The organism is Pedobacter frigiditerrae (genome assembly GCF_032678705.1).
Taxonomy (GTDB): domain Bacteria; phylum Bacteroidota; class Bacteroidia; order Sphingobacteriales; family Sphingobacteriaceae; genus Pedobacter; species Pedobacter frigiditerrae_A.
In genome coordinates this window covers 1,794,986-1,819,572 of record NZ_JAVTSS010000002.1, presented here as the reverse complement: position 1 = coordinate 1,819,572, position 24,587 = coordinate 1,794,986, and the positions used below count along the sequence as shown (strand labels likewise).

Genomic DNA, 24,587 nt, shown 5'->3' with positions numbered 1-24,587 from the left:
TCTTTGAATTTAATCTGAGGGAATTATACACAGTGAATATTTAATTAATATTATATTCCAAGCCTTGAGCACAATTTCACAACTGCAAACTCAAAACTGAAAACTGTTTTTATTCTTCGTCTAACTTGAATTTAGAAAGGTTCATTCCAAACGATAATTGTTTAGATTTTACCAATTCTTGAATTTCAGTTAAAGATTTTTTACCGAAGTTTCTGAATTTTAACATATCAGCAACATCGTAAGAAACTAAATCAGCTAAAGTGCGGATATCCGCTGCTTTTAAGCAGTTTAAAGCACGAACTGAAAGATCTAAATCAACCAATTCAGTTTTAAGGATTTTACGCATGTGTAAAATTTCTTCATCAACTTCTTTAGTTTCTTCTTTAGCTTGAGATTCTAATACTAGATTCTCATCAGAGAATAACATAAAGTGTTGGATCAAAATTTTAGCTGCTTCTTTTAAAGCTTCTTCTGGGTGGATAGATCCATCAGTAGAAATATCTAAAATTAATTTCTCGTAATCTGTTTTTTGTTCAACACGATAGTTTTCAATCGTGTATTTTACATTTTTCATTGGAGTAAAAATCGAATCGATTGCGATTACACCAACAACTGTATCAGTAATTTTATTCTCTTCTGCAGGAACATAACCACGACCTTTATTGATAGTTAATTCTACCTCTAAAGTTACTGATTTCTCCATGTTACAGATAACAAAGTCAGGGTTTAAAACCTCAAAGTTGTTAGAGAACTTTGTAATGTCTCCAGCTAAGAATTGATCTTGACCGTTTACAATGATGAATACTTTTTCTGAATCTCCAGAATCACCTACTTTTTTAAAACGAACTTGTTTTAAGTTTAAGATGATTTCTGTTAAATCTTCTACAACACCTTTCATTGTAGAGAATTCGTGAGAAACGCCTGAAAAACGAATACTTGTAATAGCAAAACCTTCTAAAGAAGAAAGTAAAATTCTTCTCAAGGCGTTACCAATTGTTACACCGAAACCGGGCTCTAAAGGACGAAATTCGAATTGACCATCGAAATCCGTTGATTTCTGCATGATTACCTTATCTGGTTTCTGAAATGCTAAAATTGCCATTTATAATGTTTTTAGATCGTTATATGAATAATGTGTAACGTAAAAAAGTTAAAGCCACTTGGGCTTTAACAAAATTTATTACTTAGAGTATAACTCTACTATAAGATTCTCTTTAATGTTTTCTGGGATCTCATCACGTTGAGGATAAGCTAAAAACTTACCACTTAACTCGCTTGCATTCCAATCTAACCAATTAAATTTATTGATTACTCTTCCTGCAACTGAATTAGTGATTGCCTCTAATGATTTAGATTTATCACGTACTGCAACTACATCACCAGCTCTTAATTGGTATGATGGAATATTTACAACCTCACCATTTACAGTTACGTGTTTGTGGCTAACCAATTGACGTGCACCTGAACGGGTTGGAGCAATACCTAGTCTGTATACTGTATTATCTAAGCGTGCTTCTAATAATTGCAATAAGTTATCACCAGTGATACCTTCGCGAGATGAAGCTTTAGTGAACAGGTTGCGGAATTGTTTTTCTAATACACCATAAGTGTATTTTACTTTTTGTTTCTCCATTAACTGTACAGCGTACTCAGATTGTTTTCCTCTTCTTTTAGAAGCGCCATGTTGACCTGGAGGATAGTTTTTTCTGTCTAATACTTTGTCAGGGCCGAAAATTGGCTCTCTGAACTTACGGGCTATTTTGGACTTTGGTCCTGTATATCTTGCCATTGTTGTTTTTGATTTTAAAGTATCTTCCCAACTTTAATCGGGAGACTCTTAGCTTTAAAAATGATTAATTAAACTCTTCTTTTCTTAGGAGGACGACATCCATTGTGAGGAAGCGGAGTGATATCTTTAATAGACATTACTTCAATACCTGCAACTTGTAAAGTTCTGATTGCAGACTCACGGCCTGAACCTGGACCTTTAACAAATACTTCTACTTTACGTAGACCTAAGTCAAATGCTACTTTACCGCAATCAGATGCAGCTTGGCCAGCAGCGTATGGAGTATTCTTTTTAGAACCTTTAAATCCCATTTTACCTGCAGAAGACCATGAAATAGTCTGACCATTGTTGTTTGTTAAAGTAACAATGATGTTGTTGAACGTAGCGTTGATGTGCGCCTGACCTACAGACTCAATAACAACTATACGTTTTTTGGTAACTTTTTTACTTTTAGCCATTTTATTTTTTAGATTTTAGATATGAGACTTGAGATATGAGATTTCTCTTAACTCGGCACTCAGTACCCTAATTTTTATCTTTTTAATCCAGATTTGAGTAGAGTAAAAGATATGGTTCTCATATCTAAAATCTCACTTCTCCTATCTATCAATTATTTAGTAGCTTTTTTCTTGTTAGCAACTGTTTTTCTCTTTCCTTTACGAGTACGAGAATTGTTTTTTGTACGTTGACCACGAACAGGTAAACCTTTTCTGTGACGCAAACCACGGTAACAACCGATATCCATTAAACGTTTAATGTTTAATTGAACCTCAGAGCGTAAAGCACCTTCTACTTTAATACCATCGTTAATGATTGTACGGATAGCTGATAATTCATCATCAGACCAGTCTTGTACTTTTTTGTTAAAATCGATACCAGCTTCAGTTAAAATGTTCTGAGCAGTTTGTCTTCCTATACCGTAGATATAAGTTAGTCCGATCTCACCTCTTTTGTTTCTTGGTAAATCAATACCTGAAATCCTTGCCATATTTATTTATAATTTTGAGTAATTCCGAACGGCGGGCCACCGTTGTACGGTACATTACAATATTTTCTAATTACCCTTGACGTTGCTTAAATTTTGGATTTTTTTTGTTAATCACGTAAAGTTTACCTTTACGACGAATAATCTTACAATCAGCGCTACGTTTTTTAATTGATGACCTAACTTTCATTTTATTTATATCTATAAGTAATCCTGCCTTTTGATAAATCGTAAGGCGACATCTCTAATTTAACTTTGTCTCCAGGAAGAATTTTGATGTAATGCATCCTCATCTTACCTGAAATGTGAGCAATAATCTCATGGCCATTTTCAAGTTCTACTCGAAACATAGCATTAGATAATGCTTCTCTTATTACTCCGTCTTGTTCAATTGAGGCTTGTTTAGCCATATAATATTGATTTTTACTTAATTAGCTTGTATTAAACAGGGTTGCAAAATTAAATAAAAATTTTTAATTTTTTACTTTTTTTCTTTTAAAACTTCTTCAATCAGTGAAAAGGTCGATAATACATCTGCTTTCCCCTTTTTGATAGCAACCGTGTGTTCAAAATGCGCTGAAGGTTTGTTGTCTCTGGTAGTAACCGTCCATCCATCAGACCAAAATTTAACACCAGCAGTTCCTGCATTAATCATTGGTTCAATGGCAATAACCATTCCTTCCTCTAGCTTTGCACCATTCCCTCTTTTACCATAATTTGGCACTTCAGGTTTTTCGTGAAGCTTAACTCCAACACCATGTCCTACTAGTTCTCTAACTACTCCAAACCCATTGCTTTCTGCGTGATGTTGTACAGCAAAAGCTATATCTCCAATTCGCATTCCTACAACAGCTTTTTCAATTGCAAAATTTAAGCACTCTTGCGTTACTTTGGTCAGTTTTTGCTTTTCAGCATCAACATCTCCAATAGAAAATGTGTAAGCAGAATCTCCGAAGAAATTATTCTTAATTACACCGCAATCAACTGAGATTAAATCTCCTTCTTTGATTACATATTCATTTGGAAAACCATGTACCACTTGATCATTAGGCGAAATGCATAATGAATTTGGGAAACCACCATAGTTTAAAAAAGCTGGCACTGCGCCATTATCACTAATAAACTCATAAGCTAGCTTATCTAATGCTATAGTGGTTACACCTGGCGCAATAATCTTAGCAACTTCAGCTAAGGTTTTTGAAACAAGTAAAGAACTTTCTCTTATTAATTCTATCTCCTCCGGAGATTTATAATAAATTTTTGACATGTTTTATTTTACAATGCAGCTCCACCGCTTGCAGGAATTCCTGAACGACCAGTAACTCTACCCGTTTTCATTAATCCATCATAGTGACGCATTAATAAATAGCTTTCTACTTGTTGCAAAGTATCTAATACAACACCTACTAAAATTAGTAATGATGTACCTCCAAAGAAATGAGCAAACTCTTGTGCAATACCAACCTTAACAGCAAATGATGGCAAAATTGCGATAATTGCTAAAAATAACGATCCAGGGAAAGTAATCTTAGAAATAACATCATCTATAAAAGATGAAGTGGCTAATCCTGGCTTGATACCTGGGATAAAACCACCATTCTTTTTCATGTCATCAGACATTTGTGTTGGGTTAACTGTAATTGCAGTATAGAAGAAAGTAAATGCAATAATTAAAAAAGCAAATGTTAAGCTGTAAGTTAATGAAGTAATATCAGTATACTGATGCAACCAACTATCAGCTAATTTTTCAGGGAATAAACCAATTAAAGCATTTGGCACAAACATTAATGCTTGAGCAAAGATAATTGGCATTACACCAGCCGCATTAACTTTTAAAGGAATGTATTGTCTAACACCACCAACTTGCTTATTACCAACAATTCTCTTTGCATATTGTACAGGCACTTTACGTACACCTTGAACAATAAGTATTGTGAACATAATGATTGCAAACAAAGCAACAATTTCTAATACAAAACGGATTAAACCACCATCATTACCTGCAAATACAGAAGTAAATTCTTGTGTAATTGCTCCTGGTAAACGAGCAATGATACCCACCATGATAATTAAAGATGTACCGTTACCAATTCCTTTATCAGTTATTTTCTCACCTAACCACATCACAAACAAAGTACCTGCCGTTAATACAAATCCCGACAATATATAAAATAATGTAGGATCAATAATAATTGCTGCTGGCGTAACTTGTGTTTTAACATATCCCACAGCTTGTACTGCAGTGATAGCAACTGTTAGGTAACGAGTAATTTGCGTTAATTTTTTTCTGCCACTCTCTCCTTCTTTTTGCATTTTCTGGAAAGTAGGCACTGCTATACCTAACAACTGAACCACAATAGATGCAGAGATATAAGGCATTACGCCCAAAGCTACAATTGATACTTTAGAAAAAGCACCACCCGCAAACATATCTAATAAACCTAAGATACCAGTTTTTTCGGTATTATCTAATTGAGCTGGGTCTACACCAGGTAGAACCACTTGACAAACAAACCTGTAAATAACAAGAATCATTAACGTAAAAAGAATACGTTCTTTTAATTCTTGTATTTTCCAAATATTACTTAAAGTAGTAAATAGCTTCTTCATTAATTATAATTTTACAATTGAGCCACCAGCAGCTTCAATAGCTTTTTGTGCAGTTGCAGAAAATGCATGAGCTGTAACTTCTAATTTAGCTTTAACTTCACCACGACCTAAGATTTTCACTAGATCATTTTTAGAAGCTAAACCATGCTCTTGTATAGCAGCAAAATCAATTGTAGTTAAGTTAAATCTTTCTGCCAAACCTTGTAAAATATCTAAGTTTACACCTACATATTCAGTACGGTTAATTGGTTTGAAACCAACTTTAGGCACACGACGTTGTAATGGCATCTGACCACCTTCAAAACCAATTTTGGTTTTGTGACCAGAACGTGAACCAGCTCCTTTATGACCACGAGTAGATGTACCACCACGACCAGAACCTTGACCACGACCAATTCTTTTAACTTTTTTTACAGAACCTGCTGCAGGTTTTAAATTACTTAAGTTCATTTTTTAAACTTTTGTGTTGCCCTTCGCTTTCACTAATCAGGGACAACGATAAATAAATAAAGATATGTTGACACAAAAATATTGCGCCAACATATCTTAATAATTAAATAGTCTCTATAGCTACTAAGTGATTAACTTTTCTTACCATCCCAATAATGGCAGCGTTAGCCTCAACTTCTACACTTTGGTTCATTTTCTTTAAACCTAAAGCTTGCATAGTTCTTTTTTGGCGTTCGCTTCTATCGATAATGCTTTTTACTTGGGTAATTTTAATTTTCGCCATGATATTATCCGTTAAAAACTTTATTTAAATCTACACCACGGTGCTGTGCTACTGTATAAGCATCACGCATTTTAGTTAAAGCATCTACTGTTGCTTTTACCACGTTGTGTGGGTTTGATGAACCTTTTGATTTAGCTAGTACATTATGAATACCAGCACTTTCTAATACTGCACGCATTGCACCACCAGCAATTACACCGGTACCTACTGCTGCTGGTTTAATTAAAACAAAACCTCCAGAAAATTTACCGATTTGCTCGTGAGGAACAGTACCATGTAAAATTGGAACTTTAACTAAGTTCTTTTTTGCATCGTCAATTCCTTTAGCAATTGCTTCAGTAACCTCTTTAGCTTTACCTAAACCATAACCAACAACACCTTGCTCATCTCCAACAACCACAATGGCCGAGAAGCTGAAAGTACGACCACCTTTGGTTACTTTGGCAACACGTTGTATGCTAACTAAACGATCTTTCAATTCGATTTCGCTAGTCTTAACTCTTTTTATATTGATAGTTGACATCTTATCCTATTTCTTAGATTAAAATACTAAACCAGCCTCGCGAGCACCTTCTGCCAACGATTTAACACGACCATGGTATAAGTAACCATTTCTGTCGAAAACAACTTCTTTCACACCAGCTGCAATTGCTTTCTCAGCAATTAACTTGCCTACTGCGATCGACTGATCAGATTTGTTTCCTTTACCAGTAAAATCTTTAGATAAAGATGATGCTGAAACTATTGTACTACCAGTTACATCATTAATGATTTGAGCATAAATACCTTTATTGCTTCTATAAACTGATAAACGTGGACGGCTTTCAGATCCAGTAAGTCTTTTTCTGATACCTTTTTTTATACGATCTCTACGAGATAATTTTTTTCCTGCCATTTTAATTATTTTTTAGAAGCTGATTTACCTGCTTTTCTTCTTAATATTTCACCAACAAACTTGATACCTTTACCTTTATATGGCTCTGGAGTACGTAACGAACGGATTTTCGCTGCTACTTGACCTATCAATTGTTTATCAATACTCTCTAAAATGATTTTAGGAGTTTGACCTTTTTCAGATGTGGTGGTTACTTTAATCTCTTCTGGCAACTGGAATACGTAATGGTGAGAATAACCTAAAACTAGATCCAAAGTATTACCTTGGTTAGTAGCACGGTAACCCACACCAACTAATTCTTGTTCTATTTTAAAACCATCTGTTACACCAACAACCATGTTATTGATTAAAGAACGATATAAACCGTGTAAGGCTTTATGTCTTTTTTGCTCAGTTGGACGACTTACTGTGAATACGCCATCTTCTTGAGTTAAAATGATATCAGCATCTACTGCTTGAGTTAATTCTCCTTTTGGACCTTTAACTGTTACTAAATTTTCTTTAGAAACTGTTATTGTTACACCTGAAGGTACATTAATTGGATTTTTTCCTATTCTTGACATTGTGCTATCCTCCTAATTAATAAACGTGACACAATACCTCACCGCCAATGTTTAATTTGGCTGCTTCTTTATCGGTCATTACACCTTTAGAAGTAGATAAGATTGCTATACCTAAACCATTTAATACTCTTGGCATGTTCTCAACACCAGCATATTGTCTTAAACCTGGTTTGCTGATACGAGTTAACGTACGGATTGCCGAGATTTTAGTAATTGCATTGTACTTTAAAGCGATTTTGATAACGCCTTGAGTAGTTGTGTCTTCAAACTTGTAGTTTGCGATGTAACCTTTGTCAAAAAGTACTTTTGTGATTTCCTTTTTAAGGTTTGATGCAGGAATCTCAACGATTCTATGATTTGCCTTGATGGCATTTCTTACCCTTGTCAGGTAATCTGCTATTGGATCTGTATTCATTATTATATAATTGTGATAGTGGTATCCTTTCTGCCACCCGGCTTTGGGACCTGCTATCGGTTAAAATTCTAATCTATGCTATACGCTAAAGAGCTATAAGCTGTAAGGGCTGCAAAAATACAACTTACAACTTATAACTCCAAACTTATAACCTCTTTATTACCAGCTAGCTTTTCTAACTCCAGGAATTTTTCCTGCTAAAGCCATATCGCGGAATAATACCCTTGATATACCGAAAGTACGCATATATCCACGAGGACGACCAGTTAACTTGCAACGGTTGTGCAAGCGCACAGCTGAAGAGTTTTTAGGTAACTTATCTAATCCTTCGTAATCACCTGCAGCTTTTAATTCTGCACGTTTGTCTGCATATTTAGCAACCAATTTTTGGCGCTTAATTTCGCGAGCTTTTACACCTTCTTTTGCCATTATTGCTCTGTTTTTTGATTTTTAAATGGTAATCCAAATTGTTTTAAAAGTTCCAATGCTTCAACATCAGTAGTAGCAGACGTTACAAACGTAATGTCCATACCTAAAATCTTGCTGATTTTATCGATGTTAATCTCTGGGAAAATGATTTGTTCAGTAATACCTAAAGTATAGTTACCTTTTCCATCAAATCCTTTATCATTGATACCTTTGAAATCACGGATACGAGGCAAAGCTACAGAAATTAACCTGTCTAAGAACTCATACATATTGTTATCACGTAAAGTTACTCTTACACCAACTGGCATACCTTTACGTAATTTAAAGTTTGAGATATCTTTTTTAGATTTTGCACCTACAGCTTGTTGACCAGCAATTGTACTCATTTCTAAGATAGAGCTATCCATAACTTTTTTATCAGTTACTGAATAACGGCCAACACCTTGGTTGATGGCAATTTTCTCTAATTTAGGAACTTGCATAATGCTTTTGTAATTGAACTTATCTTTTAGAGCAGTTACAATTTCCTCTTTATATTTGCTTTTTAATCTTGGTACGTATGCCATTATTTGATTTCCTCCCCTGATATTTTAGCAACTCTAACTAATTTTCCGTCAGCGTTTAATTTACGACCAACACGAGTAGTTTTACCAGATTTTGGATCAACTAACTGTACGTTAGAAATATGAAGAGCAGCTTCTTTTTTAATTATACCACCATTTGGTGTAGCAGCATTTGGTTTAGTATGTTTTGATACAAGGTTAATACCTTCTACAATAACTCTACTTTTGGCAACAAGTACTTCTTGTACTTTACCTTGTTGGCCTTTACTATCGCCAGCTATAACCTTTACTAAATCTCCTTTACGGATTTTTACTTTGGCTTGTGTTACTTCTTTTTTCATATTATAATACCTCCGGTGCTAATGATACAATTTTCATGAATTGTTTTTCACGCAGTTCTCTTGCTACCGGGCCAAAAATACGTGTACCACGTGGCTCGTCTTGTGCGTTTAACAATACTGCTGCATTGTCATCAAAACGAATATAAGAACCATCCTTACGTCTGATTTCTTTTTTGGTTCTTACTACAACTGCTTTAGAAACTGTTCCTTTTTTAATGTTACCAGATGGCAAAGCGCTTTTTACAGTAACAACAACTTTGTCACCTATAGAAGCATATCTTTTGCCAGTTCCACCAAGTACACGGATAACCAGTACTTGTTTTGCGCCGCTATTATCGGCTACGTTTAATCGTGATTCCTGTTGTACCATCTTATTTAGCTCTTTCTAAAATTTGTACCAATCTCCAGTTCTTGTTTTTACTCAGCGGACGAGTTTCTTGAATTAATACAGTATCACCGATACCACATTCGTTTTTCTCGTCATGAGCCATAAATTTGGTAGTTTTCTTAACAAACTTACCATAGATCGGGTGTTTCACTTTACGCTCAACCGCCACAACAATAGATTTTTCCATTTTGTTGCTTACCACCAACCCGGTTCTTGTTTTTCTTAATTGTCTTTCCATTTCGACTCTAAAGTTATTTAGTTTCAGTTGCAGACTGAGCTTTAAGCTTAGTCAATTCAGTGTTTAATCGGGCAATATCTTTTCTTACCTTATTGATACGGGTAGGATTTTCAATAGCCGAAATTGTATGTGCAAATTTTAACTTTACCAAGTTTTCTCTTTCTTCTGCAATCTTAGCTACTAGTTCTTCTTGTGAAAGCCCTATGATTTCTGAGTTCTTCATTTTATTAATTTTTATGTTCGGGTCTAGCGGTTATAACAACAAGTTATTTACAACATTGATCCCTAAACTTTTTTATGCTTCTACGTAATCTCTACGTACTACAAATTTTGTTTGAATTGGTAATTTTTGAGCTGCAAGTCTTAATGCTTCTTTGGCAACTTCCATTGGAACACCTTCTGCCTCAAAAATTATACGTCCTGGTCTAACTACAGCTACCCAATATTCTGGAGCACCTTTACCTTTACCCATACGTACCTCAGCTGGTTTTTTAGTTACCGGTTTATCCGGGAATATTCTAATCCAAACTTGACCTTCACGTTTCATGAAACGAGTTACCGCAATACGGGCTGCTTCTATCTGGCGACTTGTGATCCAAGTTGCCTCTAAAGATTTAATCCCGAAAGAACCGAATGACAATTCAGCACCACGAGTTGCTAAACCTTTCATTCTGCCTTTTTGCATCTTTCTGAACTTCGTTCTTTTTGGCTGTAACATTTTATTTTAATATTATCGTTAAACGATCTTGTTAACTATTTGCGTGGACCTCTGTTGGCACCACCACCTTTATTATCTCTTCCTGCACCAGCACCGCCTTGACCTGGACGACCGCCACCTGGACGTTTGTCATTCCTTCTATCTCCGCCAGCACCTCTGTTATCTCTACCGCCGAAAGCACCTTGAGGTCTGTCGCCACCTTTACCTGGAGCATTGCTCGCAGCACCGATGTTGGGAGAAAGATCACGTTTACCGTAAACTTCACCTTTACAGATCCATACTTTAACACCTATTTTACCGTAAGTAGTTAAAGCTTCTGCCAACGCATAGTCAATATCAGCACGGAAAGTATGCAAAGGAATTCTTCCTTCTTTATACTGTTCGCTACGAGCCATCTCAGCACCACCTAAACGACCTGAAGTCATTATTTTGATACCTTCTGCACCCATACGCATTGTTGATGCGATAGTTGTTTTCATTGCTCTACGGAAAGAAATTCTAGCTTCTAACTGTTTTGCAACACCTTCTGCCACTAATTGTGCATCAAGTTCTGGGCGTTTAATCTCGAAAATGTTAATTTGAATTTCCTTTTTAGTCAATTTCTTTAACTCTTCTTTGATTTTATCTACCTCAGCACCTGCTTTACCGATTACAATACCTGGACGAGCTGTGTGAATAGTAACAGTGATACGTTTTAACGTACGCTCAATTACTACTTTAGCTACACCGCCTTTTGCAATACGTGCAGAAAGATATTTTCTTATTTTTTCGTCTTCAACTAATTTATCAGCATAGTTGTTGCCTCCGAACCAATTAGAATCCCATCCTCTGATGATTCCTAACCTGTTACCTATTGGATGTGCTTTTTGTCCCATTTCTGTTAATTAGTTTTAGTTTCAACGTTTTTACTATCTACTATCAAAGTAACGTGGTTTGAACGCTTACGTATTCTATAACCGCGACCTTGAGGAGCTGGTCTCAATCTTTTTAATTGACGACCACCGCCTACCATTATCGTTTTCACAAATAATTGGTTTTCTTCAGGGCGAGAACCTTCATTTTTAGCTTCCCAATTTTTGATAGCTGACAATAAAAGTTTCTCAACTCTTATTGCTGCTTCTTTATTAGTAAACTTTAAAATGCTTAATGCTTTCTCTACACGCTCACCTCTGATTAGATCTACAACCAAACGCATTTTACGTGGTGAGGTTGGACAATTGTTTAATTTCGCTAATGCTTCCATCTCTTAATTATTTTCTTTTATCAGAGTGACCCCTAAATGTTCTGGTTGGAGCAAACTCTCCCAGCTTGTGACCAACCATGTTTTCTGTTACGTATACCGGTATAAATTTATTACCGTTATGTACTGCAAATGTATGACCAACAAAATCTGGTGATATCATTGATCTACGAGACCAAGTTTTGATCACAGACTTCTTGCCTGAATCATTCATAGAGACTACTTTTTTCTCTACGTTATGGTCAATATAAGGTCCTTTTTTTATCGAACGAGCCATTATTTCTTCCTTTTCTCTATGATGAAACGATTTGAGTATTTTTTAAGTGAGCGGGTTTTGAAGCCTTTAGAGTAAACTCCGTTTCTTGAACGAGGTTGACCTCCTGAAGAGCGACCTTCACCACCACCCATTGGGTGATCCACTGGATTCATCGCTACTGGACGAGTTCTAGGTCGACGACCTAACCAACGGCTACGTCCTGCTTTACCTAATACTTCATTAGCGTGATCAGAGTTAGAAACTGCACCAATTGTTGCTAAACAAGTAACTAAGATTGATCTTACCTCACCTGATGGCATTTTAATAGTAGCATATTTACCATCTCTAGCTGCAAGTTGTGCATACGCACCAGCGCTACGTGCCAATTGGGCACCTCTACCTGGTTGAATTTCTAAATTGTGGATAATAGATCCCAAAGGGATATTTGCCAACGTTAAAGTGTTACCTACTTCTGGAGTAGCTTTTTCACCCGAAAGCACAGTTTGTCCTACTTGCAATCCCTCAGGTGCAATAATGTAGCGCTTCTCTCCATCTACGTAGTGCAATAATGCAATACGAGCGGTACGGTTTGGATCGTACTCAACAGTAGCAACTGTTGCAGGGATATCAAACTTATCACGTTTAAAATCAATTAAACGGTAAGATTTTTTGTGACCACCGCCCATGTAGCGCATAGTCATCTTTCCTGTATTGTTACGACCTCCCGATTTCTTAGAAGATACAACCAATGATTTTTCGGGCTTGGTTGCTGTAATCTCCGTGAAGCTTGCGCCTACCCTAAAACGGGTTCCCGGAGTGACTGGTTTAAATTTTCTTAAGCCCATAGTTATAAATTATTCAATTCTTATTAAATATTCGCGTAATAATCTATTGTTTCGCCATCTTTCAATGTTACAATAGCTTTTTTATATTTCGGGCTACGACCCGATACGATACCACCTTTAGTGTTTCTAGATTTTAACTTACCTACAACAACCATTGTGTTTAAAGCAATAATGTTAACTCCATACATTTTTTCGATGGCCGATTTAATCTGCAACTTATTAGCTCTGTGATCTACTCTGAAAGTAAAACGGTTTGCTTTTTCAGTTAATGCAGAAGCTTTTTCGGTTAATATTGGTTTTTGTAAAATTTCCATATTACTTGGCAAATGCCTCCTCCAATGTTTTAAGCGAATCTGCAGTGAACAAAAGTTTACCTGCGTTTAATACATCATAAGTATTTAACTGATCTGCAGTAGTAACTTTAGCTTTCTGAATATTTCTGCTTGATAAATAGATATTATTATTTTGTGCAGGCAAAACTAACAATGTTTTCTCTCCAGCTAAATCTAATGCATTAACTAAATTGATATAGTTTTTAGTTTTAACGTTGTCAAAAGTAAAATCTTCTAATACTACCACATTGTTATCAATTGCTTTATATGATAAAGCTGATTTACGTGCTAATGATTTTAATTTTTTGTTCAATTTAAAACTATAGTCTCTTGGCTGTGGACCAAAAACACGACCACCACCATTAAACAATGGAGATTTAATGCTTCCGGCACGAGCACCGCCTGTACCTTTTTGTTTATATAACTTGCGGGTTGAACCAGCAATTTCGTTACGTTGTTTAGATTTGTGAGTTCCTTGACGTTGGTTAGCCAAATACTGTTTTACATCTAAATAAATCGCGTGGTCGCTTGGTGTAATACCAAATACCGACTCAGGAAGTTGCACCTTGGCACCTGTCTCTTTTCCTGAAATGTTTTTTACTTTAACTTCCATCTGCTTACTTATCTAAGATTACGTAAGAACCTTTAGCTCCTGGAATGGAACCACTAACTACAATAAGGTTTTGCTCAGCATAAACTTTCAATACTTGTAAGTTTTGAACTTTTACTCTGTCTCCACCAGTTCTACCTGCCATGCGCATTCCTTTGAATACACGAGCTGGATAAGATGCAGCACCCAATGAACCTGGTGCACGTAACCTGTTGTGCTGACCGTGAGTTTGACCACCCACACCACCAAAACCGTGACGTTTTACAACACCTTGAAATCCTTTACCTTTTGAGGTACCTACAACATCAACAAAATCGCCTTCAGCGAATACATCAACAGTTACAGTATCACCTAAACTAAGTGATTGTGGGAACTGAGGGAATTCTACCAACTTGCGTTTCGGAGTTGTACTTGCTTTCGCAAAGTGACCTTTTAAGGGCTGAGTAGTGTTTTTTTCTTTGGCTTCATCATATCCCAGTTGAACTGAAACATAGCCATCTTTCTCTTCGGTCTTAACTTGTGTAACAACACAAGGTCCAGCTTCGATCACCGTACAAGGAATGTTCTTTCCTTCGGCGTCAAAAATGCTGGTCATTCCTACTTTTTTTCCAATAATACCTGACATTTTCTATTTTTAATTTAACACCCATCGAAGCAGTAGGGCTTCGTTCAAGGTGGATACACATCCCCGCTAAGGGACGGCAAAAATAGGAAAGAATTCTTAATATTCAAATAGTTAGCTCATTATTTTTTCAAATAATTGCATTTATTTTTCTATGCGTCAGCGAGATAGGCGAAAAACTGTGCCTAATGAGCTATATCGAGGTATAAACTGGTGATAATCACACATAATACGATTATGCCAATAACAACATACATATAATCTTTTTCCATCAGGAAACTAAAAATAGAAAAAACGACCCTAGCAATTGGAGTGAAGATTAACAGCAGTACTCCAAATTGGATAATCGCTAGTCCATCCATTGCCTTCAACCCTGTAAATATTTTCGCAACTGAAGAAAAATTTGCTTGCTCGGGATTGAAATTTTGAAATGAAACCGTCTGATTTTTTTGAGTCGATAAAAAAACAACACCACCAATTATAACTATCGCTGTTGAGACCAAAACTCCAATACGAAGTAAAGTTCCAAGTATGAGCTGAACATCCTTATCTCCTAAATAGTGTTTAATCTTATTGCTCATGCCGCTCCTGTTAAACCTTTATAAATCATCTGTAAGGCTAAAAACACTACAACAACCGCAAACACTAATTTTAATTTATCAGTTTTCGTTCTAATTAAAATCTTTGCACCAATGGTTGCCCCACTTATTACGCCGATGGTTACAGGCATTGCAATGGCTGGATCGATTTGGCCCTTATGTAAATAAACTAATGCACTAGCGGCTGCTGTTACGCCCATCATAAAGTTACTGGTTGTGGTAGACACCTTAAAAGGAATCTTCATGATATTATCCATGCCAATTACTTTTAAAGCTCCAGAGCCTATACCTAGCAAGCCAGATAAGGTGCCAGCGACGAACATCATTGCAAAACCACCAACTACGTGATGAACGGCATACTGCTTTTGTACACCATCAACCGGATAACTCCCGTTTAATTTAAAGTAATTAGCAAGAACGCTGGTTTTTTCATTATTTGAGTGGTCAATCTTTTTTCTGAGCATCATAAATGCTGAAAACAATAAGATTAATCCAAAAATAACGATGATATAATCTGCCTTAATATATGTTGCTATAATCACTCCAACAATGGCGCTGATGGTTGTTGCTATCTCCAAGAACATTCCAATCCTGATATTGGTTATACCTTCCTTAACATAAGCTGCTGCAGAACCAGATGATGTGGCGATTACTGAAATGATTGAGGCCCCAATTGCATAGTGAATATCAACCCCTAAACCTAAAGTTAATAGCGGTATAATGATTACGCCACCACCCAATCCTGTTAAGGAACCCAATAGCCCAGCAACAAAAGCACCTAGTAAAACAATAATGGTGAATAGTAAGACCGTCATCGTTGCAAATATACCTCCTTACTTTGCTTAACCTAAATAAATTTGTATTTAGTAAACTACCAAAAAGGTGTATTTAATAGATTTAAGAGCGATTTCTACCATCAAAATCATTCCTACTACAACATCAAATATTATGAAAACACAATATTTTTTCATTATAATTGTTAAATTAACAACGTAACAATTGCTATGAAACAAAGGTTAATTACCATTACAAGTATTTTAATTTTGAGTTTATTCACTCAGAATATTTTCTCGCAGCCCCCTGTCACTTCGCCTAAAAGTGCAGTGAAAACGCAACAAGTTCCAGTAAAAAAATACATATTACAACGCAGGTATGCGGACACTGTTAAGAACACGGATTTTAGCTTAAATGGACAATACCAATTTATGCTTTCAAGGTCAAAATCTTTAAATGGGTACAAATTAATTAATCCTGCAAGGTTATCAACTGTTTGGAAAAGTGTTAGTGATACCTTAAAAAAAGAAAGAATTGAGCTAAATAAAGCAAAAGCAAAGGTTGCTGAACAAGGCAAAACAATTGCTTCCCTACAAACTGAGGTTGACGGTAAGGAAACCAGCTTAAATAACACAAATGCTAAGATAGACGAAATTAACTTTTTAGGCATATCGTTTACAAAAGGAACCTATAATATCATTGTTTGGTCCATAATCCTTGTACTTGCCATTGCATTATTTATAGTTATAGCTAGATCTGCTAAAAACATATTGGAAGCTAAACATAGAACACAACTTTACGACGAAATTTCAGCAGAATATCAAGCCTACAAAGTTAAATCAAATGAGCAGCAAAGAAAGTTAGCTAGAGAGCTCCAAGATGAACGCAATATTATTGAAGAAATAAAAAGTAGAGGGAAATAGTTGGGAGTTGGGAGTAACAAAAATTCATTTTGCATAAAAAAAGGTCCTTGAAAATTTCAAGGACCTTTTTTGTTTAACTATAAAATCATTAAACTTTGATTTCTACTTCAACACCGCTAGGTAATTCAAGTTTCATCAATGCATCAACAGTTTTAGAGTTAGAGCTATAAATATCTAAAAGACGTTTATAAGCACACAATTGAAATTGCTCACGTGCTTTTTTGTTTACGTGTGGTGAACGCAAAACAGTGAAGATTTTCTTTTCTGTTGGCAACGGGATTGGTCCGCTAACTACTGCACCCGTAGGCTTAACAGTTTTAACGATTTTCTCAGCAGATTTATCTACTAAGTTGTAATCGTAAGATTTTAATTTAATTCTGATTCTTTGGCTCATGTTCTATTTTAATTATGATTACCTGTTAGAGCTATTAATAACAAGCAATCGGATTTATCTTTAAGATGTGAGATTTGAGACGTTAGAAGTGAGACAAATCTCAATACTCATATCTCAATACTCACATCTAATATTAGTCTTCAGATTTTACTTTTCCTTTAGATTTAGCAATTACCTCATCTTGTACGTTTTTAGGCGCTGCTTCATAATGGTCAAATTCCATTGTTGAAGTTGCACGTCCAGAAGTGATTGTACGTAACTGAGTTACATAACCAAACATTTCTGATAAAGGCACAGTTGCTTTAATTACTTGAGACCCGTTACGAGTATCCATACCTAAAAGTTGACCACGACGACGGTTCATGTCACCGATAACATCACCCATATTTTCTTCTGGGGTTAAGATTTCGATTTTCATGATTGGCTCCATCAAAGTAGGTTTACATTTTGGCAATGCTTCACGATATGCCATTCTAGCTGCAAGTTCAAATGATAAAGCATCAGAATCGACCGCGTGGAATGAACCATCAATTAAACGAACTTTCATATCAGGAAGTGGGTAACCAGCTAATACACCATTCGCCATTGCAGCTGCAAATCCTTTTTCTACTGAAGGGATAAATTCACGTGGGATTGAACCACCTGTAATTTCGTTTACAAACTGTAAACCACCTTTTTCGTAATCAGCATCAATTGGTGAAATAACAACTTGGATATCCGCGAATTTACCACGACCACCAGATTGTTTTTTATAAGTTTCACGGTGTTGAGTTGTACCAAAGATAGCTTCTTTGTAAGCTACTTGTGGTGCACCTTGATTAACCTCTACTTTAAATTCACGTCTTAAACGGTCAATTAAAATATCTAAGTGAAGCTCACCCATACCTGAAATTACTGTTTGACCAGTTTCTTCGTCAGTTTGAACTCTAAATGTTGGATCTTCTTCAGCTAATTTACCTAAAGCCATACCTAATTTATCAACGTCTGCTTGAGTTTTAGGCTCAATTGCTAAACCAATTACTGGTTCAGGGAAGTTCATTGATTCAAGGATGATTGGATTTTTCTCTTCACAAAGTGTATCTCCAGTTTTAATATCTTTAAAGCCTACAACAGCAGCAATATCACCAGCACCTACGTTAGGAATTGGGTTTTGCTTGTTTGCATGCATTTGGAAGATACGAGAAATACGCTCTTTGTTCTCAGAACGAGCATTGTAAACGTAAGAACCAGCTTCTAAGTTACCCGAATAAACACGGATAAAACATAAACGACCTACGAATGGATCTGTTGCAATTTTAAATGCTAAAGCTGCAAAAGGCTCTTTTTCAGATGGTTTACGTAAAACTTCTTCGCCAGTATCTGGGTTGGTTCCAATTACACCTTCGCTATCCATTGGAGATGGCAATAATTCCATCACGTAGTCTAGCATAGTTTGTACACCTTTGTTTTTGAAAGATGAACCACAAACCATAGGAACAATTTTAGCATCTAATACAGCCGCACGTAATGCATCTAATATTTCACGCTCAGTAATTGAGTTCGGATCTTCGAAGAATTTCTCCATCAAAGTCTCATCATAATCTGCAACAGATTCTAATAATTTTTCTCTCCACTCAGCAACCTCATCTAACATATCTTCTGGGATAGGCACTTCGGTAAAGGTCATACCTTTATCATGCTCATTCCATACAATACCACGGTTGTTAATTAAATCAACCACACCTTTAAATGAATCTTCAGCACCGATAGGTAATTGCAATGGAACTGCATTACTACCCAACATGTCTTTAACTTGTTTAACAACTTTTAAGAAGTCTGCTCCAGAACGGTCCATTTTGTTAACGAAACCGATACGCGCAACACTATAGTTGTTAGCTAAACGCCAGTTAGTTTCAGATTGAGGCTCAACACCATCAACCGCCGAAAACAAAAACACCAAACCATCTAATACACGTAACGAACGGTTTACCTCAACGGTAAAATCCACGTGTCCTGGAGTATCGATAATGTTGATATGATAATTTTGGTTTCTGTATTTCCAACCAACAGTTGTAGCAGCAGAAGTAATGGTAATACCACGCTCTTGCTCTTGTGCCATCCAGTCCATTGTTGCAGCACCTTCGTGCACCTCACCAATTTTATGACTAACACCAGCATAATAAAGAATACGCTCAGTTGTTGTGGTTTTACCCGCATCAATGTGAGCAGCAATTCCGATATTTCTTGTAAATCTTAAATCTCTTGACATATTTTTGAATTAATGAATGATGAAAATGAGAGAATGATTGAATAACACTTAGCCAATCAATCATTCAAAATTCACTCATTCAATCATTTTATCTTAGAATCTGAAGTGTGAGAACGCTTTGTTAGCCTCAGCCATTTTATGCGTATCTTCTTTTTTCTTAACTGCTGCGCCTTCACCTTTAGCTGCTGAAACGATTTCACCTGCTAATTTTTCTTTCATGGTTTTTTCGCCACGTTTACGAGCGTAAGTAATTAACCATTTCATGCCTAAAGCAATTTTACGGTCTGGTCTTACCTCTGTAGGTACTTGGAAGTTTGCACCACCAACTCTACGAGATTTAACCTCTACAGCAGGACTGATATTTACTAAAGCACGTTTAAATACTTCTAATCCATTCTCGCTAGTTTTTTTCTCAGCTATTTCAACTGCATCATAAAAAATAGAGTAAGCGATAGATTTTTTACCGTCAAACATCATATTGTTTACAAATCTTGTAACCTGAACATCGTTAAATTTAGGATCAGGAAGAATAATTCTCTTTTTTGGTTTTGATTTTCTCATTTCTGTTTCCTCCTAATTATTTTTTCTTTCCTTTAGTTGGTGCTGCAGCTACTTGCCCTGGTTTAGGACGCTTAGTACCATATTTACTACGACGTTGGTTACGACCAGCTACACCTGATGTATCTAACGCACCACGAATGATGTGGTAACGTACACCTGGTAAATCTTTAACACGACCACCACGAATTAACACGATCGAGTGCTCTTGTAAGTTGTGACCTTCTCCAGGAATATAGGCATTCACCTCTTTTCCATTGGTTAAACGTACACGGGCAACTTTACGCATTGCTGAGTTTGGTTTTTTAGGGGTAGTAGTATATACACGTGTACATACACCTCTTCGCTGTGGACAGCTGTCCAACGCTGGAGACTTACTCTTGAACTCCAGTGCTACTCTACCTTTTCTAACTAATTGTTGAATGGTTGGCATTTCTTGCTTTTTGTTTTTTCTATTTTATTTAAAAACTTCCCGTAATGGCCAGCCTACAACGAGGCCACATTAAGGGACTGCAAAAGTAGGAACTTAATTTGTGATAATCAAGGCTTTGTGAGAGATTTTTTTCTTTTTTCCTTTTGCGTCTTTACGAGGAGAAACGACGAAGCAATCTCCTTTGTTAATACTAAGTAAATCATTGATTGTAAATGCGCTAAAAAATCAATGTTATTTCTAGAAAACGATTGTCAGTAATTAATGGCTAAATCAGCCCTGCTAATGTTACTGCCGATGAAAAATCGGCATCCACGTATATCGGGTTTAGAGAACAAAAACCAGTGCAAGAAACGTAAGTTGCATTTCGCCTAATTGACAAACTTTCACTCAAACTGCAAGTAGTTGTCAAAGTTCAATCCATTAGCCTAATTAGTGTTCTGTGTGCCACAGGCCACGGGATTGGAGAACAGAGCTTGTGCAAGAAAACTGTTCCAGCAGCCTAAATCTAACTATATTAACCTTTACAAATTCTCTATCGTTTGCTCCTTAGGATATTTAACTGAATAGCTAATCCTTACTTTCTCTGTAACTCCTGGCTTTAAGGTTAATTTCCATGTTAAAACTCCTGTTTCAGTATTTATAATGGCTCCATCAGCACTTATCAATTCTATTTCAATACTCTTATCTGTAGAAACTGGATATTGATCTTTAAGTAATAAATTAACAGCTTCGCTTTTGCCATTTCTCAACCTAATTTCATAAGTAAAGGTTTGTTTTTTACTAGATCCTAATAACTTCGTTCCACTCTGTTCAGCAACCTTTTCACGTTTAACTACTATTTTCTTATCTCTACCCATGCTTAAATTTAAAGTATCAGTAGTTGCATTAGGATTAATAAAAGATTTGCCCACATAGGTATTCTCAAAAATGATGTTTGCATCACCAGGCAATAAATTAAGTTTTTCATAATTAGCCATTTCCGCTAGTAAAAAGGCATCGCTTTCTAACTTAGGCACACTATAGTATTTATAATTTACTGGCTGATTATAAGTGGTTAAAGTAACGCTATGCGCCTTGCTGTTTGATAAAATATCATAAGGAATATCTAAATCGAATGAGGTATTTAATATGTTGTTATTAGCAGTTGCTAAGTTTCTATCTACTACATCCGCGGTTTGTTTATTACTCCCATTTTGCATTGGAGCTCTGCTTTCCATTGTTTGAACGGTATTTTGCACACTTTGAGTTCTGTAAGCATTTGGAGAACCAAATCTTAAAAACCAGGCAGAAAGCAAAGGCGCCGTTCCGTTTTGTGATGGTGTAGCTGTTGATAGGCTAAGCTTAACTTTTTTCCAATCTACCCCTGTGTATTGAACCACATTAGCTTTGTAAACAATTTTTAAAGGAGCTGAAGTGTTTTCAGCCCTCAAATCATAAAATGGAACCCATGATGCACTTGGAGAAAGATAGCTTAAGTTAAAAACCGCAGCAGTTGCTTCTTTAGTTATGATTTGCAATAACAATTGCCCCTTTGTTCCAGATTTATCTGTACTTAATTCATTTAACTGTTGTTGAAGCTTGTTTATTTTTGTTTGCTGTTTGTTTTCTAAAACCTGATAAGCATAAATACTATTTTTTAACTCTAACTGTTTCGTCTTATAATAATCGGCCATTTTAATTAATTCGGCTACACTTAAGCCGCTACTAACACCACCAACAGTTTGATTTTTATCTAATAAAACTAGTAGGTTTTCATCAACAGATTTTTTGTTTTGAATAGCATTTAAATCCTTTTTGGCAATATTCAAACTGTCTTCTACTTTAATATAAGCGACACTTTTATTTTCAGATTTTAAATAATCTCTAACAAAAGTTGTAGAAAGAATAGTCACATTTGCTGGTGCACTTAGCTGAATACTATTTTGATCAATCGTATTGGCAATATTTCCTAAAATAATTTCGCTTGAACCTGCAGGCAAATTAACCTTAACTGTATGATTTAGCTCAGCTCCAGATCGGTAAACCGTTACAGTCTCTAAGGAAGTATTAAATAAAACTTGATTTTGAGCATTTGCCGCAGCAACAACAAATAGAAGGAGAATAAATAAGATGGGCTTTTTCATAGCAAAAAATAATAAAGTTTAGCTAAGCTAACATCTATTTATAACAATTTCACTACCTATAAATTGGTATTTTTAAGAACCTTACCTTCTTGTAGTAATTACTCTTCCAGTATTTAAGTAGAACTCGTAAATTTTGTATAAACCATCATCTGTAGTCTCTATACTTTCCACTAAACCAGTTTTACTAAATCCATCGGTAACTAAATTTCCAACATTAATATCTTGCAACACCTCAATTGGTGTTTCATCATTTACTCTAATCATTCCATGTTTTTAACAAATGTAAAGATTGGCATATAGATTTGCGTTATTTATTTGCGTTAGGGATTGAAAGGGTTTAGTGCCGATTTTTTATCGGCACCGCAGCGAAGCGAAGCCCGACAAAGCCCGACCCTTGCGCAGCTTGGGGAACGCCCAAAATTTTATTAGCTTTAAAAATGGTAACTCTTGAATTATTTAGAAGATTAGCTTTGTCTTTTACCGAAGTAAATGAGCAGCCTCATTTTGAAAAGATATCTTTTAGAGTTGGCAAAAGGATCTTTGCGACTTATGACGCAAAGAAAAATCAGGCTTGCTTAAAATTAAATGAGATAGATCAATCTGTTTTCTCGGCTTTCGATTCCAGTATTATTATTCCTGTACCTAATAAATGGGGCAAACAAGGATGGACATTCTTCGATTTAGATAAAGTTAGAGAAGATATGTTTGAGGATGCCATAACAACAGCTTACCACAATGTTGTTAAAAAATAGTTAAAAAAAAAACGCCAGCGTAAAATGCCAGCGTTTTCAATCTAACCAAATTACTTAATTATTTTTTGCCTTTTTTTGCAACTTTCTTAGCTACTTTTTTAGCAGTTGTATCTGCTTTTTTCTCAATTCTAGCCGCTTTCTTAGCTGCTTTTTCTGTTTTTGGAGCTTTAGCCGGTGCAGTTTGTGCGCTAACTGTGTTTACTGTAAATGCGGCTACTAGAGCGATCATTAAAACTTTAATTGCTTTCATTTTTTTATGGATTTAGTGATTATTAAAATCGTTTAACAATACTAAAGTCTATAATCAGTATGAAGATTTAATGAAGCTAAGAAAGGCAAATGAGAATTGTAAATCGTAAACTGTAAAACGGGGCTACTTCATTGTCCATTTTAAACCAGCAAGCAAATGCTTTAAGAACAATGGATCTGCATAACATTCTTTTGTATGTCCTAATGCTGTATAAAATGCTTTTCCACCATCGTAATCATGACACCAACTAATAGGGTGTTCATTTTTCATTGTTCCTCCAGTATATGAAGTTTCATCAACCTTAATTAGCACTTTTACCGTGGGGTTAAAATCTTTAAAGTTATACCATTCATCTTTATGCAACCAAAGATTGGGCAAACCTTTAACAATTTTATTTTTTGGTAAAACTATGTTCAATTTAGCATCTTGAATTTTTGGATGACTAGCAAAATAACCACCCACCATTTTCCCATACCATTCCCACTCGTAGCTGAAATCACTCGCGGCATGAATACCTACAAAACCGCCACCATTATTAATGTATTGCTTTAAAGCTGTTTTTTGTGCATCGTTAAAAACATTAGAACCTGTTGGATTTAAAAAAATAAGCGCCTTGTATTTTTTTAGATTCTCTATATCAAATGCCTTTACATCAGTAGTGGTGTCAACTTCAAATCCATTTTCAGCTCCTAATTTTTTAATGGCTATAATTCCATCATCTATTGAAGCATGATGAAATCCCTTGGTTAATGAAAAGACAAGTACTGTTTGTTTTTTAGATTTCTCTACTTTAGGTATAAAACCAAAAGACAAAGCAATACCTAAAAAGAGGGAAAGATAAATTAAAACACGTTTCATTCATTCATATTTGAATGACCAATTTACAAAAAGTATTTAATGTTTAGTTACTTTACTCATTTTTAATGAAGACTTATAAATTAGAACGATTGGATGTTGATTT

At 35.7% G+C, this 24,587-nt stretch carries 40 protein-coding genes; 2 read left to right on the top strand and 38 right to left on the bottom strand.

The genetic code is table 11. The features are described from left to right. Positions 1-109 precede the first annotated feature (109 nt). The 30 genes from R2Q59_RS18610 to R2Q59_RS18465 form a co-directional block, all read right to left on the bottom strand. A complete protein-coding gene (locus R2Q59_RS18610; protein ID WP_090992908.1) occupies positions 110-1,102 on the bottom strand; it encodes a DNA-directed RNA polymerase subunit alpha in 993 nt (330 codons plus the stop codon). A gap of 78 nt (positions 1,103-1,180) precedes the next feature. Beyond that, the gene (gene rpsD / locus R2Q59_RS18605; RefSeq protein ID WP_316771603.1) at positions 1,181-1,789 is read right to left on the bottom strand and encodes a 30S ribosomal protein S4; all 609 of its coding nucleotides are present in this window, start codon (positions 1,787-1,789) and stop codon (positions 1,181-1,183) included. 68 nt (positions 1,790-1,857) lie between these two features. Continuing rightward, on the bottom strand, positions 1,858-2,247 hold the full coding sequence (gene rpsK, locus R2Q59_RS18600) for a 30S ribosomal protein S11 (protein ID WP_055910073.1): 390 nt from the start codon (positions 2,245-2,247) through the stop codon (positions 1,858-1,860). A gap of 152 nt (positions 2,248-2,399) precedes the next feature. Continuing rightward, complete coding sequence (gene rpsM / locus R2Q59_RS18595) at positions 2,400-2,777, bottom strand: 30S ribosomal protein S13 (protein WP_131555085.1); 378 nt, start codon at positions 2,775-2,777, stop codon at positions 2,400-2,402. A gap of 70 nt (positions 2,778-2,847) precedes the next feature. Then, positions 2,848-2,964 carry a type B 50S ribosomal protein L36 gene (ykgO, locus tag R2Q59_RS18590; protein ID WP_082434884.1) on the bottom strand — a complete coding sequence of 39 codons (117 nt, stop codon included), beginning with the start codon at positions 2,962-2,964 and terminating at the stop codon, positions 2,848-2,850. A gap of 1 nt (position 2,965) precedes the next feature. Further along, the gene (gene infA, locus R2Q59_RS18585; protein ID WP_008244555.1) at positions 2,966-3,184 is read right to left on the bottom strand and encodes a translation initiation factor IF-1; all 219 of its coding nucleotides are present in this window, start codon (positions 3,182-3,184) and stop codon (positions 2,966-2,968) included. Positions 3,185-3,255: 71 nt separating this feature from the next. After that, positions 3,256-4,041, bottom strand: a complete 786-nt coding sequence (gene map / locus R2Q59_RS18580) for a type I methionyl aminopeptidase (protein ID WP_316786847.1) — start codon at positions 4,039-4,041, stop codon at positions 3,256-3,258. Between the two features lie 8 nt (positions 4,042-4,049). Further along, positions 4,050-5,384 (bottom strand): preprotein translocase subunit SecY, encoded by a 1,335-nt coding sequence (gene secY, locus R2Q59_RS18575; protein WP_316771597.1) that lies wholly within the window; start codon positions 5,382-5,384, stop codon positions 4,050-4,052. Between the two features lie 3 nt (positions 5,385-5,387). Next, the gene (gene rplO / locus R2Q59_RS18570) at positions 5,388-5,834 is read right to left on the bottom strand and encodes a 50S ribosomal protein L15 (RefSeq protein ID WP_131555082.1); all 447 of its coding nucleotides are present in this window, start codon (positions 5,832-5,834) and stop codon (positions 5,388-5,390) included. 103 nt (positions 5,835-5,937) lie between these two features. Further along, complete coding sequence (rpmD, locus tag R2Q59_RS18565) at positions 5,938-6,117, bottom strand: 50S ribosomal protein L30 (protein ID WP_316771594.1); 180 nt, start codon at positions 6,115-6,117, stop codon at positions 5,938-5,940. A gap of 4 nt (positions 6,118-6,121) precedes the next feature. After that, positions 6,122-6,640: a 30S ribosomal protein S5 gene (gene rpsE / locus R2Q59_RS18560; RefSeq protein ID WP_055130468.1), complete on the bottom strand. Its 519-nt coding sequence runs from the start codon at positions 6,638-6,640 to the stop codon at positions 6,122-6,124. An 18-nt stretch (positions 6,641-6,658) separates the two neighbouring features. Next, a complete protein-coding gene (gene rplR / locus R2Q59_RS18555) occupies positions 6,659-7,012 on the bottom strand; it encodes a 50S ribosomal protein L18 (protein ID WP_131555080.1) in 354 nt (117 codons plus the stop codon). A gap of 5 nt (positions 7,013-7,017) precedes the next feature. Next, positions 7,018-7,575 (bottom strand): 50S ribosomal protein L6, encoded by a 558-nt coding sequence (gene rplF / locus R2Q59_RS18550; RefSeq protein WP_316786845.1) that lies wholly within the window; start codon positions 7,573-7,575, stop codon positions 7,018-7,020. A gap of 16 nt (positions 7,576-7,591) precedes the next feature. Continuing rightward, the gene (rpsH, locus tag R2Q59_RS18545) at positions 7,592-7,993 is read right to left on the bottom strand and encodes a 30S ribosomal protein S8 (RefSeq protein WP_225871112.1); all 402 of its coding nucleotides are present in this window, start codon (positions 7,991-7,993) and stop codon (positions 7,592-7,594) included. A gap of 156 nt (positions 7,994-8,149) precedes the next feature. Continuing rightward, positions 8,150-8,419, bottom strand: a complete 270-nt coding sequence (gene rpsN / locus R2Q59_RS18540; RefSeq protein ID WP_055130472.1) for a 30S ribosomal protein S14 — start codon at positions 8,417-8,419, stop codon at positions 8,150-8,152. Then, positions 8,419-8,985 carry a 50S ribosomal protein L5 gene (gene rplE / locus R2Q59_RS18535; protein ID WP_136843384.1) on the bottom strand — a complete coding sequence of 189 codons (567 nt, stop codon included), beginning with the start codon at positions 8,983-8,985 and terminating at the stop codon, positions 8,419-8,421. Before rplE ends, rpsN begins: the two co-directional genes overlap by 1 nt. Continuing rightward, complete coding sequence (gene rplX / locus R2Q59_RS18530; protein ID WP_131555076.1) at positions 8,985-9,323, bottom strand: 50S ribosomal protein L24; 339 nt, start codon at positions 9,321-9,323, stop codon at positions 8,985-8,987. The genes rplE and rplX overlap by 1 nt, the downstream gene beginning before the upstream one ends. Before the next feature lies 1 nt (position 9,324). Further along, positions 9,325-9,693 carry a 50S ribosomal protein L14 gene (rplN, locus tag R2Q59_RS18525; RefSeq protein ID WP_199120978.1) on the bottom strand — a complete coding sequence of 123 codons (369 nt, stop codon included), beginning with the start codon at positions 9,691-9,693 and terminating at the stop codon, positions 9,325-9,327. A 1-nt stretch (position 9,694) separates the two neighbouring features. Next, positions 9,695-9,949, bottom strand: a complete 255-nt coding sequence (rpsQ, locus tag R2Q59_RS18520; RefSeq protein WP_131555075.1) for a 30S ribosomal protein S17 — start codon at positions 9,947-9,949, stop codon at positions 9,695-9,697. Between the two features lie 13 nt (positions 9,950-9,962). Further along, the gene (gene rpmC, locus R2Q59_RS18515) at positions 9,963-10,172 is read right to left on the bottom strand and encodes a 50S ribosomal protein L29 (protein WP_131555074.1); all 210 of its coding nucleotides are present in this window, start codon (positions 10,170-10,172) and stop codon (positions 9,963-9,965) included. Between the two features lie 72 nt (positions 10,173-10,244). Beyond that, entirely contained in the window at positions 10,245-10,667 is a 423-nt protein-coding gene (gene rplP / locus R2Q59_RS18510; RefSeq protein WP_131555073.1) for a 50S ribosomal protein L16, read from the bottom strand. 35 nt (positions 10,668-10,702) lie between these two features. Beyond that, on the bottom strand, positions 10,703-11,542 hold the full coding sequence (gene rpsC / locus R2Q59_RS18505) for a 30S ribosomal protein S3 (RefSeq protein WP_131555072.1): 840 nt from the start codon (positions 11,540-11,542) through the stop codon (positions 10,703-10,705). Between the two features lie 5 nt (positions 11,543-11,547). Continuing rightward, the gene (rplV, locus tag R2Q59_RS18500; protein WP_316771573.1) at positions 11,548-11,910 is read right to left on the bottom strand and encodes a 50S ribosomal protein L22; all 363 of its coding nucleotides are present in this window, start codon (positions 11,908-11,910) and stop codon (positions 11,548-11,550) included. A gap of 7 nt (positions 11,911-11,917) precedes the next feature. Further along, a complete protein-coding gene (gene rpsS, locus R2Q59_RS18495; protein ID WP_131555070.1) occupies positions 11,918-12,184 on the bottom strand; it encodes a 30S ribosomal protein S19 in 267 nt (88 codons plus the stop codon). Beyond that, positions 12,184-13,008: a 50S ribosomal protein L2 gene (rplB, locus tag R2Q59_RS18490; protein WP_316771570.1), complete on the bottom strand. Its 825-nt coding sequence runs from the start codon at positions 13,006-13,008 to the stop codon at positions 12,184-12,186. The genes rpsS and rplB overlap by 1 nt, the downstream gene beginning before the upstream one ends. Positions 13,009-13,031: 23 nt before the next feature. After that, positions 13,032-13,322 (bottom strand): 50S ribosomal protein L23, encoded by a 291-nt coding sequence (gene rplW, locus R2Q59_RS18485; RefSeq protein WP_131555068.1) that lies wholly within the window; start codon positions 13,320-13,322, stop codon positions 13,032-13,034. Between the two features lies 1 nt (position 13,323). Beyond that, complete coding sequence (rplD, locus tag R2Q59_RS18480) at positions 13,324-13,953, bottom strand: 50S ribosomal protein L4 (RefSeq protein WP_316786843.1); 630 nt, start codon at positions 13,951-13,953, stop codon at positions 13,324-13,326. 4 nt (positions 13,954-13,957) lie between these two features. After that, on the bottom strand, positions 13,958-14,575 hold the full coding sequence (rplC, locus tag R2Q59_RS18475; RefSeq protein WP_316771566.1) for a 50S ribosomal protein L3: 618 nt from the start codon (positions 14,573-14,575) through the stop codon (positions 13,958-13,960). A 182-nt stretch (positions 14,576-14,757) separates the two neighbouring features. Beyond that, positions 14,758-15,153, bottom strand: coding sequence for a DUF1634 domain-containing protein (locus R2Q59_RS18470; protein ID WP_316771564.1), 396 nt, complete (start codon positions 15,151-15,153; stop codon positions 14,758-14,760). Next, a complete protein-coding gene (locus R2Q59_RS18465) occupies positions 15,150-15,986 on the bottom strand; it encodes a sulfite exporter TauE/SafE family protein (RefSeq protein WP_316786841.1) in 837 nt (278 codons plus the stop codon). The genes R2Q59_RS18470 and R2Q59_RS18465 overlap by 4 nt, the downstream gene beginning before the upstream one ends. A gap of 189 nt (positions 15,987-16,175) precedes the next feature. Here R2Q59_RS18465 and R2Q59_RS18460 point away from each other — a divergent pair, with 189 nt between their 5' ends. Next, positions 16,176-16,868 carry a hypothetical protein gene (locus tag R2Q59_RS18460; protein ID WP_316771561.1) on the top strand — a complete coding sequence of 231 codons (693 nt, stop codon included), beginning with the start codon at positions 16,176-16,178 and terminating at the stop codon, positions 16,866-16,868. A gap of 88 nt (positions 16,869-16,956) precedes the next feature. Here R2Q59_RS18460 and rpsJ read toward each other — a convergent pair whose 3' ends face one another. The 6 genes from rpsJ to R2Q59_RS18430 form a co-directional block, all read right to left on the bottom strand. Continuing rightward, positions 16,957-17,262 carry a 30S ribosomal protein S10 gene (gene rpsJ / locus R2Q59_RS18455; protein WP_008244591.1) on the bottom strand — a complete coding sequence of 102 codons (306 nt, stop codon included), beginning with the start codon at positions 17,260-17,262 and terminating at the stop codon, positions 16,957-16,959. Between the two features lie 133 nt (positions 17,263-17,395). Then, complete coding sequence (fusA, locus tag R2Q59_RS18450; RefSeq protein ID WP_316771560.1) at positions 17,396-19,510, bottom strand: elongation factor G; 2,115 nt, start codon at positions 19,508-19,510, stop codon at positions 17,396-17,398. A gap of 93 nt (positions 19,511-19,603) precedes the next feature. After that, positions 19,604-20,071 (bottom strand): 30S ribosomal protein S7, encoded by a 468-nt coding sequence (gene rpsG, locus R2Q59_RS18445; RefSeq protein WP_182923598.1) that lies wholly within the window; start codon positions 20,069-20,071, stop codon positions 19,604-19,606. A 16-nt stretch (positions 20,072-20,087) separates the two neighbouring features. Further along, positions 20,088-20,501, bottom strand: a complete 414-nt coding sequence (gene rpsL, locus R2Q59_RS18440; protein ID WP_008244597.1) for a 30S ribosomal protein S12 — start codon at positions 20,499-20,501, stop codon at positions 20,088-20,090. 521 nt (positions 20,502-21,022) lie between these two features. Next, positions 21,023-22,624 carry a DUF4139 domain-containing protein gene (locus R2Q59_RS18435; protein WP_316786839.1) on the bottom strand — a complete coding sequence of 534 codons (1,602 nt, stop codon included), beginning with the start codon at positions 22,622-22,624 and terminating at the stop codon, positions 21,023-21,025. An 81-nt stretch (positions 22,625-22,705) separates the two neighbouring features. After that, positions 22,706-22,888, bottom strand: a complete 183-nt coding sequence (locus R2Q59_RS18430) for a hypothetical protein (protein ID WP_316786838.1) — start codon at positions 22,886-22,888, stop codon at positions 22,706-22,708. Between the two features lie 173 nt (positions 22,889-23,061). Between R2Q59_RS18430 and R2Q59_RS18425 the strand changes: the two genes are divergently transcribed. Beyond that, positions 23,062-23,376, top strand: a complete 315-nt coding sequence (locus R2Q59_RS18425; RefSeq protein WP_316786836.1) for an MmcQ/YjbR family DNA-binding protein — start codon at positions 23,062-23,064, stop codon at positions 23,374-23,376. A gap of 58 nt (positions 23,377-23,434) precedes the next feature. Here R2Q59_RS18425 and R2Q59_RS18420 read toward each other — a convergent pair whose 3' ends face one another. Further along, positions 23,435-23,626 carry a hypothetical protein gene (locus R2Q59_RS18420; RefSeq protein ID WP_316786834.1) on the bottom strand — a complete coding sequence of 64 codons (192 nt, stop codon included), beginning with the start codon at positions 23,624-23,626 and terminating at the stop codon, positions 23,435-23,437. 123 nt (positions 23,627-23,749) lie between these two features. After that, on the bottom strand, positions 23,750-24,484 hold the full coding sequence (locus R2Q59_RS18415; RefSeq protein ID WP_316786832.1) for a ThuA domain-containing protein: 735 nt from the start codon (positions 24,482-24,484) through the stop codon (positions 23,750-23,752). Positions 24,485-24,587: the final 103 nt, after the last annotated feature.